This window comes from Microbacterium sp., assembly GCF_032084865.1.
In the GTDB taxonomy this organism is placed as follows: domain Bacteria; phylum Actinomycetota; class Actinomycetes; order Actinomycetales; family Microbacteriaceae; genus Microbacterium.
Genome location: NZ_DAMDLU010000119.1, coordinates 1 through 8971, shown reverse-complemented (window position 1 = coordinate 8971; position 8971 = coordinate 1). Strand labels below are relative to the sequence as shown.

Sequence of the window (8971 nt, the reverse complement as noted above, 5' to 3'; positions counted from 1 at the left end):
GCAGCTCGCGCAGGGTACGCTCGACGGCATCCGCGCCGTCGGGGATCACGGTCGCGTCGCCGCAGGTGAAACCCGCCTCGCGCAGCGCGAGCACCGCCACCGGGCCGGCCGAGTCGGGCCGCACTCCGGCCGCGGAGCGGTCGGAGACGGTGAGGACGGCGGCGGCGGTCATGGCTCCCACACTATCCGCGCGGCCGGTGCGCGCGCGGCCGATGATTATTCACGGCCCGCGTCCATCTCCGTGCCGGCGGGTTCTGGGAGCATGGAAGCATGACCACCACTGCGGTCGCGTACGGGCCGATCTCCAGCTACTCGAGGGTGCGCATCCTGCATCTCGTGCAGAGCCGGGCCGAGCGCACCATCGGCGAGCTGTGCGAGGCGACCGGCCTGCATGCGAACACCGTGCGCGAGCACCTGCAGCGGCTGATCGAGGGCGGCTACGTCATCCAGGCCACCGAGCACCGCACCACCCGCGGGCGACCCCGCACCCTCTACAGCGCCGCGACCGGAGCGCCGGAGGCGTCGAGCCCGATCGCTCGCGACAAGGTCGCCGAGGCGGCACGGCGGGGCGACCTGATGCGCCGGATCCTGTCGGAGCCGGACTCCGGGCTGGGGCGCGACGCGACCTACCAGCTGGATGCGCTGGTCGAGCATCTCGAGGAGAGCGGCTTCGAGCCGATCGTCGACGAGAGCCGCATGACGGTCGATCTCACGCCGTGCCCGCATGCCGCGAGCACTCCCGAGCACCGGCCGATGCTGTGCCAGGTGCATCTCGGACTGATGCAGGGCGTGCTGACGCAGGCCGGCGGCCCCATCACAGCCGAGTGCGTGCAGGCCGCGAGGGGTCCCGAGGAGTGCACGGTCCAGCTGCGCGTGGATCAGCTGTACAGCGACTCGGTCGGCTCCATCACGATCCCGAGTGCCTCGAACGCCTGACGACGCTCTTCGATGCGCCGGTGCATCTCGGCCTGCGCGTCGGCGACGAGGGCGGCGGGAAGTGGGACGGATGCCGGACGCGGGTTCGCGTTGCCTGCGGCGAGGTACGCGTCGAGCTCGGGGCCCGACGTCCACGAGCAGATCAGCGAGTAGCGCGGCGCGTCGCCCTGATGCCACACGGCATGCCAGAAGCGCTGCGTGTCGACGATGATGCGGGAGCCGGCATGCAGCGGCAGGCGGATCTCGGTCGCGGGGTCGAAGCGGTCGGAGCGCAGGATGAGCAGCGAGTCGGGGTCATCCGTCAGGTTGAGCCAGGCCCGCACGACCCAGCCGGTGCCCTCGGTGTTGAGCCGGTTGTTGTCGTCCTGGTGCAGATTGTAGATCGCATCGGCGTAGGTGTTCGGCTGCAGCTCGATGACCCGGCAGCGGCCGACGTTGGCGCCAGGCTCGAGCGCGCGCGCCTGCAGGGTCGGCGCCTTCGCGACCTGTGAGGCGATCCACACGCCGTCCTTGTCGGTGCGCGGCGGAGTGTGGTTCCAGAACCCGTTGCATTCGACATCGCCGGCGTGACTGGCCAGCGGTGCGAAGCGGGTGACGCCCGACGAGCGCCAGCCGACGTACTCGAGATCGCGCCATTCGGCGGGGTCGTCCGACTGGTCGTGGCGGTCGAGCACGACGTAGCCCGTCTCGCTCAGTGCAGGGGAGGTGAGGAATCCCATCGCGCGTCTCCGTTCCGGCATCCGTTCTCAGCTCGATCCTATTCCGAACCCCGATCGGGCCCGCCGGGTCGGGCCGGGCAAAATGCGCTCGGCGCGAGGCACTCACCCGCGGGTAGGGTGTGGCCATGACGCTGCAGGATCCTCTGAGCGGCTTCGCCGCGCCGCTCGCCCCCGCCGAGAGCCTGCGCGAGCAGATCGAGGACCAGCTGTCGGCGCGGATCGTCGCCGGCGAGATCCCGCCGGGTCGGGTGCTGACCGTGCCGCGTCTGGCGGGCGACTTCGGCGTGAGCGCCACCCCCGTGCGCGAGGCGATGCTCAACCTCACGCGCCGCGGCTTCCTCGCCCCCATCCGCAATCGGGGCTTCGCGGTGACGGAGGTCTCGCGCGACGAGCTGAACGAGCTGTGCGAGGTGCGGATGCTGCTCGAGGCGCCGCCCATGCGCCACATCGCCGGCAGACTCGACGAGACAGCGGCCGCCGAGCTGCGCGTGCTCGCCGATCGGATCGTGGCAGCGGGCCGGGCGGGGCATTTCGCGGAGTTCCTCGCGGCCGACACCGCCTTCCATCTGCGGGTGCTCGAGGTGTCGGGCAACCGCACCCTGCTCGGCGTCGTGCGCGAGCTGCGTCAGCAGACGCGTCTGGTCGGCCTTGCGCACCTGGTCGAGTCCGACGCGCTCATGCCGACCGCGCTCGAGCACGCGCAGCTGGTCGACCTGCTGATCGCCGGCGACGGCGCGGGGGCCGAGGCGTTGATGCGGCGCCACATCGGCCACGTCGGCGGCATCTGGAGCGGGCGCGACGAGAGCTGATCGGCGCTCGTCGCGGTGTCGATCACGGATTGGTCTCAGGGGATTCCGTTCCAGCCATCGGCACAGTAATGTGTCACGTACTATCCGATGGCACATGCAATGAGGCATCCAGGAGGACCATCACATGAATACCCGTTCCACGCGTCTGCGACGCACTCTCTCCCTCGTCGCCGCAGCCAGCGCGATCATCATCACCGCCGGCTGCTCGGGCGGTCTCGGCTCCGGCGGCGAGTCAGGCGGCGGCAGCTCCGACGGGCCCATCAAGCTGGGCATGCTGGCGCCCTTCTCGGGCAGTGAGTCCGCCTTCGGCGACTACATGAAGAACGGCGCGCAGCTGGCGATCGACGAGATCAACGCCGACGGCGGGATCGACGGCCGCAAGCTCGAGCTCGTCGTCGAGGACGACGCGTGCGACGCTACAGCCTCGGTCGCGGCGGCCAACAAGCTCGTCACCAACGGCGTGGTCGCCTCGGTGGGCGGCTACTGCTCGGGCGCGACGCTGCCCACCCTGCCGATCTTCGACGAAGCCGGCATCCCGATGGTGATCCCTGCGGCGAACTCGAACGAGCTCGTCAAGCAGAAGCTGCCCGGCGTCTTCCTGATCAACGGCACCGGCACCCAGCAGGCGAAGGCCGCGGTGACGTACGCCGAGAAGATCGGCGCGAAGAACGTGGCGGCGATCGACGACGCCACGGCGTACTCGGCCGACCTCGCCGACTCGTTCGTGCAGCAGGCGAAAGACGCCGGCCTCACCGTCTCGTTCGAGGCCACCGTCACGCCGGGCGAGAACGACTACTCGGCCGTGGCCACTCAGCTCGCCTCGGCGAAGCCCGATCTCGTCTACTGGACCGGGTACTACCAGGAGGGCGGCCTGATCGTGCGGCAGTCCACCGACGCCGGCTATGAGGGCGCGTTCCTGGTGGGCGACGGCTCGGTCGATGCGAAGTTCGCCGAGATCGCCGGCAAGGGCTACACCGAGAACGTGGTGGGCACCTTCACTCAGACGCCCGACATGATCCAGGGCGCCGACAAGTGGATCGCCGACTACGAGAAGCTGGCCGGCGGCAAGCCCGGCCCGTACTCCACGCAGTCGTACGACGCCGTGCGCGTGGTCGCGGAGGCGATCGACGAGGCCGACAGCACCGACTTCGACAAGGTCGTCGCGGCGCTGGAGGGGCTGAAGGACTTCAAGACCTTCGCCGGCCCGCTGACCTTCACCAAGGACCACACCCTCTCGGGCGGCGGCTTCGTGATCGTGGGCATCGACCCCGCGAGCGGCAGCTTCGTGCTCAAGGACGACCTGCAGGGTTGAGACCGACGCGGCGGGGCGGTGCGAGCCGCCCCGCCCGCCGGTGTCGTCCGGCATCGCCCGGCATCCGTCAGGCATCCGCCCGCCCGGCATCCGCCCGGCCGGCATCCGCCCGGCTCCCGCCTTGGACGCTTCCTCCCGCCCCTGACGAGCAAGGACATCCGCAGTGATGCAACTCATCTGGAACGGCCTCATCGTCGGCTCGTTCTACGCTCTCGTCGCGCTCGGCTACAGCATGGTCTACGGGATCATCAAGCTGCTGAACTTCGCGCACGGCGACATCTACATGCTCGGCGCCTTCGCCGGCTTCGCCACCATGTCGGCGTTCGGCATCTCGAACGAGTCGTCGATCCCGCTGCTGCTGGTCATCATGCTGCTGTCGATGGTGACCACCGGTCTCATCGGCGTCGGCATCGAGCGCATCGCGTACCGCCCGCTGCGCAAGAGCCCGCGTCTGGCTGTGCTGATCACCGCCATCGGCGTCTCGTTCACCCTCGAGTACGCCGTGCGCCAGATCTTCGGCCCCAACCCCGAGGCGTTCCCGGTGCGGCTGGAGTCGTCGGGCTTCAACTTCGCCGGCATGCGCATCACCGCCGCGCAGATCGTGCTGGTCGTGATCGCGGCCGCGCTGATGCTCGTGCTCGCGCACATCGTCGAGCGCACGCGACAGGGACGGGCGATGCGCGCGATCGCCCTCGACCCGCAGGGCGCGCAGCTGATGGGCGTCAACGTCAACCGCGTGATCGCCACGGTGTTCTTCATCGGCTCGGCGCTCGCGGGAGCGGCCGGCGTGATGGCCGGCGCGTACTACGGCTCGATCGACTTCCTGATGGGATTCATCATCGGACTGAAGGCATTCACCGCAGCCGTCATCGGCGGCATCGGCAACCTCTACGGCGCCATGCTCGGCGGCCTGCTGCTCGGGCTGCTCGAGTCGTTCGGCTCGGCGTGGTTCGGCGGCGAATGGCGAGACGTCTTCTCGTTCGCCTTCCTCATCCTGTTCCTCACCTTCAAACCGACCGGGCTGCTCGGCGCCCGCGTCGTCGAGAGGATGTGACATGTCCCGCTCCGCATTCAGAGACAGTGCCGCCCTGCGCGCCCCGTCCCCGCTGTTCGATCGCCCGGCCGCGCCGGCGGGCATCCTCTCGTCCAACACCGGATTCCTGCGCGCGCTCGGCGCGATCAGCATCGTGCTGCTGATCGTGCTGCCGTTCCTCGACGCGTCGCGGTACACCATGTCGATCGCGACGAGTGCGCTGATCTACATCATGCTGTGCATGGGGCTCAACGTCGTCGTCGGCTATGCCGGACTGCTCGACCTGGGCTACATCGCGTTCTTCGCCGTCGGCGCCTACACCTCCGGGATCTTCACCACGGTGCTCGGCTGGCCGATGTGGGCGGCCCTGCCCGCCACGGTTCTGGCGTGCATCATCGCCGGCATCATCATCGGCGCGCCCACCCTGCGCCTGCGCAGCGACTACCTCGCCATCGTCACGCTCGGCTTCGGCGAGATCATCCGCATCACCGCGAACAACCTCGACATCACCGGCGGACCCTCCGGCATCCACGGCATCCCCACCTGGCGCTTCGGCGACTGGAGCTTCGCCGACGGCTTCACCCTGTTCGGGCTGGAATTCCCGCAGCGTGTGGTGTTCTACTACTTCGTCGCCGCCGTGGTCGTGCTCGTGGGCGTGATCGGCGCCGGGCGCCTCGCCCGCGGACGACTGGGCCGGGCCTGGAAGGCCGTGCGCGACGACGAGGACGCCGCCGAGGCGATGGGCATCAACACGTACGTCGCGAAGATCATGGCGTACATCATCGGCGCGGTCTGGGCCGGCGTCGCGGGCCAGCTCATGGCGACGCACCTGTCGGCGATCAGCCCGAACAGCTTCCAGTTCCTGTACTCGGCGCTCATCCTCATGGCCGTCGTGCTCGGCGGCATGGGCTCGACACCCGGCGTGATCATCGGTGCGCTGTTCGTCTCGCTCGCCCCCGAGCTGCTGCGCGACTTCGCCGAGTGGCGCTTCCTCATCTTCGGTGTGCTGCTCGTGGTGGTCATGCTGTTCCGCCCGTCGGGGCTGTGGCCGGCCACCGCCGTGCTGCCGTGGCTGAAGAAGCGCCGCCCGGTGCCGCCGCCGACCGCGGGGTTCATGGCCGTGCCGCCGCCGACGGCCAACGAGGATCTCGAGACCGTGGAAGGCGAGGAGAGCCGATGAGCGCCCTGCTGGAGGTGAAGGACCTGCGCCTGCAGTTCGGCGGCGTGAAGGCCGTCGACGGACTGAGCTTCTCGGTCGAGCAGGGCGAGATCCTCGCGGTGATCGGACCCAACGGCGCCGGCAAGACCAGCGCGTTCAACTGCATCTCGGCCTTCTACCTGCCGACCTCGGGCTCGGTGGTCTTCGACGGCAACGACATCGTGCGCGAAGCGCCCGCGATCTTCCGCACCCTGCGTCTGGTCGACCTGCTGCAGAGCTTCGGCTTCTACCGCGTGCTCCCGTCGCGGGTGACGAAGTGGGGCATGGCGCGCACGTTCCAGAACCTGCGCCTGTTCCGCGAGCTCAGCGTGCTCGACAACGTCAAGACGGCGATGCACGCCAACCTCCGCGAGGGATTCTGGGCGACTCTGCTGCACACACCGGGCTACCGGCGCGCCGAGGCGGAGTGCGCCGAGCAGGCGCGCGGGTGGCTGGACTTCGTCGGCTTCACCGGTGACGAGAACCTCTACGTCACCCAGCTGCCCTATGGCGAGCAGCGTCGCGTCGAGATCGCTCGCGCGCTCGCCACCGGACCGAAGCTGCTGCTGCTCGACGAGCCGGCGGCCGGCCTGAACTTCAATGAGAAGCAGGGGCTGATGCAGCTCATTCGCCGCATCCGCGACCTCGGCATCGCCGTGGTGCTGATCGAGCACGACATGGGCCTGATCATGGAGCTGGCCGAGCGCATCGTGGTGCTCAACTACGGCAAGGAGATCGCGGTGGGCACACCCGAGCAGATCAAGCACGATCCCGTGGTCATCGAGGCCTACCTCGGCGTCGAGGACGAGGCGCTCGATGAGACGAAGCTGCAGACCGGCACGGTGAACCTGTCGTCGCTCGACGCCGCCGACCCCGGCCGGAGCCGGAAGGGGAAGCGGTCGTGAGCGCGCTGACGGTCGATGCGGCCGACGTCTACTACGGTCGTGTGCACGCCCTGCGGGGCCTGAGCTTCGAGGTCCAGGAGGGCGAGATCGTCTGCCTGCTCGGCAACAACGGTGCCGGCAAGTCGACGACGATGAACATGCTCTCGGGGCTCGTGCGACCGAAGTCGGGCGCGGTGCGCTGGGGAGAGATGGATCTCGCCACCGCCAAGCCCTGGGACATCGTCGCGGCCGGGCTCATCCACGTGCCGGAAGGCCGGCGCATCTTCTCGACCATGACCGTGCACGAGAATCTGCTGCTGGGCGGCTACACCGTGCGGGACGCGAAGGTCATCGGCCAGCGCGTCGAGCAGGTGTACGCGCTGATGCCCCGCCTGGCCGAGCGGCGCCGCCAGCAGGGCGGCACGCTCTCGGGCGGCGAGCAGCAGATGGTCGCGATCGGACGCGCGATCATCGGCGGCCCGAAGCTGCTGCTGCTCGACGAGCCGTCGATGGGACTCGCCCCGCTGGTGGTCAAGCAGGTCATGGAGACGATCCAGGCGGTCAACGCCCAGGGCGCCACGGTGCTGCTGGTCGAGCAGAACGCCCGCGCGGCGCTGAAGATCGCCGACCGCGCGTACGTGGTCGAGAGCGGGCAGACCACCCTGTCGGGTCCGGCCGCGGAACTGGCGGCGGACGCCCGGGTGATCGACGCGTATCTCGGGGGCTGACCGACCGCAGTGGGCATGTGACATTGCACTAGGCTGGGATCGAGGAGGTGTGATCGATGCGGATCATCGTGATCGGGGCGGGCGCGATCGGCGCCGCCTGCGCGCTCAGCCTCGCCGAAGCGGGAGCCGAGGTCGTCGTGGTCGATCGCCCCGGGGTCGCCGGCGAGACGTCGAGCCGCTGCGAGGGCAACATCCTCGTCTCCGACAAGCAGCCGGGAGCCGAAGCGGTCATGGCCGTCGAGGCGAACCGCGCGTGGCGTGAGCTCGCCGAGCGTCTCGACGCGGAGCGCGTGCCCGGGCAGCCGGCCACCGAGTTCGAGGCGAAGGGCGGTGTCGTCGTCGCCTTCGCCCAGGGCGCCCAGGCGCTGCAGGGCTTCGCCGCCGCGCAACGCGAGATGGGCATCCGCGCCGAGGTGCTCGACGCACCGGCGCTGCGTGCCGCCGAGCCGCACCTCGCCCCCGAGATCGCCGTCGGCGTGCACTACCCCGACGACGCCCAGGTGCAGCCCAGCCTGGCCACGCAGGCGATGCTCGCCCGCGCCCGTCACCTCGGGGCGCAGCTGCAGATCACCGAAATCACCGGTGCCGTCGTCGAGGCCGGGCGGGCGCGGGGTGTGCGCACCCCGACCGGCCGTATCGATGCGGATGCCGTGGTGAACTGCGCGGGGCCGTGGGCCGGGGAGATCGCCGCGCTGTTCGGCGCCGCCCTCGACATCCGGCCGCGCCGCGGCACGATCCTGGTGACGACTGCGATGCCGCAGCGCATCTTCCACAAGGTGTATGACGCCGACTACGTGGGCGCGGTCGGATCGGCGGATGCCGCACTGCAGACCTCGACGGTGGTCGAGTCGACCCCGGCCGGCACCGTGCTGATCGGCTCTAGCCGCGAGCGCGTCGGATTCTCGGAGGACGGCCTGCTCGCGCCGCTCGCCGAAATCGCCGCGAAGGCGAGCCGGCTGTTCCCGTTCCTGCGCGACACCATGCTGCTGCGCACCTACTTCGGCTTCCGCCCGTACGCCCCCGACCACCTTCCGGCCATCGGCGCGGACGCGCGGGTGCAGGGACTGTTCCATGCCGCCGGGCACGAAGGCGCCGGCATCGGCTTGGCACCCACGACCGGGGCGCTCATCGCGCACGCCGTGCTCGACGCCCCTGCGCCGCTCGACCCGACGCCCTTCCTGCCCTCGCGCGCCACCCTGCAGGGAGCAGCCGCATGACCGCCCGAGTGCGGAGCGGGAGGGCCGCGGCATGAGCATCCGCATCCGATTCGACGGCGAGGCGCTCGGCGGACGCGACGGCCAGAGCATCGCCGGCGTGCTGCTCGCGCACGGGCACCGCACCTGGCGCACCGC

General features: G+C 70.0%; 10 protein-coding genes. 8 read left to right on the top strand and 2 right to left on the bottom strand.

The features are described from left to right. A partial coding sequence (locus RT309_RS11615; RefSeq protein ID WP_313357214.1) for a molybdopterin-binding protein occupies positions 1–172 on the bottom strand: 172 nt, incomplete at its 3' end. Between the two features lie 98 nt (positions 173–270). Between RT309_RS11615 and RT309_RS11610 the strand changes: the two genes are divergently transcribed. Next, on the top strand, positions 271–936 hold the full coding sequence (locus RT309_RS11610; protein WP_313357212.1) for an ArsR family transcriptional regulator: 666 nt from the start codon (positions 271–273) through the stop codon (positions 934–936). Here RT309_RS11610 and RT309_RS11605 read toward each other — a convergent pair. After that, complete coding sequence (locus tag RT309_RS11605; protein WP_313357210.1) at positions 879–1655, bottom strand: hypothetical protein; 777 nt, start codon at positions 1653–1655, stop codon at positions 879–881. The genes RT309_RS11610 and RT309_RS11605 overlap by 58 nt on opposite strands. 125 nt (positions 1656–1780) lie before the next feature. On the opposite strand from RT309_RS11605, the gene RT309_RS11600 reads away from it, so the two are divergent. The 7 genes from RT309_RS11600 (at position 1781) to RT309_RS11570 (ending at position 8836) form a co-directional block, all read left to right on the top strand. Continuing rightward, on the top strand, positions 1781–2464 hold the full coding sequence (locus RT309_RS11600; protein ID WP_313357208.1) for a GntR family transcriptional regulator: 684 nt from the start codon (positions 1781–1783) through the stop codon (positions 2462–2464). Between the two features lie 124 nt (positions 2465–2588). Continuing rightward, on the top strand, positions 2589–3776 hold the full coding sequence (locus RT309_RS11595) for a branched-chain amino acid ABC transporter substrate-binding protein (protein ID WP_313357207.1): 1188 nt from the start codon (positions 2589–2591) through the stop codon (positions 3774–3776). 166 nt (positions 3777–3942) lie between these two features. Continuing rightward, positions 3943–4830 carry a branched-chain amino acid ABC transporter permease gene (locus RT309_RS11590; RefSeq protein ID WP_313357213.1) on the top strand — a complete coding sequence of 296 codons (888 nt, stop codon included), beginning with the start codon at positions 3943–3945 and terminating at the stop codon, positions 4828–4830. A 1-nt stretch (position 4831) separates the two neighbouring features. Beyond that, entirely contained in the window at positions 4832–5989 is a 1158-nt protein-coding gene (locus RT309_RS11585) for an ABC transporter permease subunit (RefSeq protein ID WP_313357205.1), read from the top strand. Next, positions 5986–6912 carry an ABC transporter ATP-binding protein gene (locus tag RT309_RS11580; protein ID WP_313357203.1) on the top strand — a complete coding sequence of 309 codons (927 nt, stop codon included), beginning with the start codon at positions 5986–5988 and terminating at the stop codon, positions 6910–6912. The genes RT309_RS11585 and RT309_RS11580 overlap by 4 nt, the downstream gene beginning before the upstream one ends. Beyond that, on the top strand, positions 6909–7619 hold the full coding sequence (locus tag RT309_RS11575) for an ABC transporter ATP-binding protein (RefSeq protein WP_313357201.1): 711 nt from the start codon (positions 6909–6911) through the stop codon (positions 7617–7619). The genes RT309_RS11580 and RT309_RS11575 overlap by 4 nt, the downstream gene beginning before the upstream one ends. Before the next feature lie 56 nt (positions 7620–7675). Further along, complete coding sequence (locus RT309_RS11570; RefSeq protein ID WP_313357199.1) at positions 7676–8836, top strand: FAD-dependent oxidoreductase; 1161 nt, start codon at positions 7676–7678, stop codon at positions 8834–8836. Positions 8837–8971: the final 135 nt, after the last annotated feature.

What these genes read in the sequence shown, in the direction of transcription:
- RT309_RS11595 (WP_313357207.1), top strand. Translation starts at nt 2,589, where the DNA reads ATGAATACCCGTTCCACGCGTCTGCGACGCACTCTCTCCCTCGTCGCC.
- RT309_RS11600 (WP_313357208.1), top strand. Translation starts at nt 1,781, where the DNA reads ATGACGCTGCAGGATCCTCTGAGCGGCTTCGCCGCGCCGCTCGCCCCC.
- RT309_RS11610 (WP_313357212.1), top strand. Translation starts at nt 271, where the DNA reads ATGACCACCACTGCGGTCGCGTACGGGCCGATCTCCAGCTACTCGAGG.
- RT309_RS11570 (WP_313357199.1), top strand. Translation starts at nt 7,676, where the DNA reads ATGCGGATCATCGTGATCGGGGCGGGCGCGATCGGCGCCGCCTGCGCG.
- RT309_RS11585 (WP_313357205.1), top strand. Translation starts at nt 4,832, where the DNA reads ATGTCCCGCTCCGCATTCAGAGACAGTGCCGCCCTGCGCGCCCCGTCC.
- RT309_RS11590 (WP_313357213.1), top strand. Translation starts at nt 3,943, where the DNA reads ATGCAACTCATCTGGAACGGCCTCATCGTCGGCTCGTTCTACGCTCTC.
- RT309_RS11580 (WP_313357203.1), top strand. Translation starts at nt 5,986, where the DNA reads ATGAGCGCCCTGCTGGAGGTGAAGGACCTGCGCCTGCAGTTCGGCGGC.
- RT309_RS11605 (WP_313357210.1), bottom strand. Translation starts at nt 1,655, where the DNA reads ATGGGATTCCTCACCTCCCCTGCACTGAGCGAGACGGGCTACGTCGTG.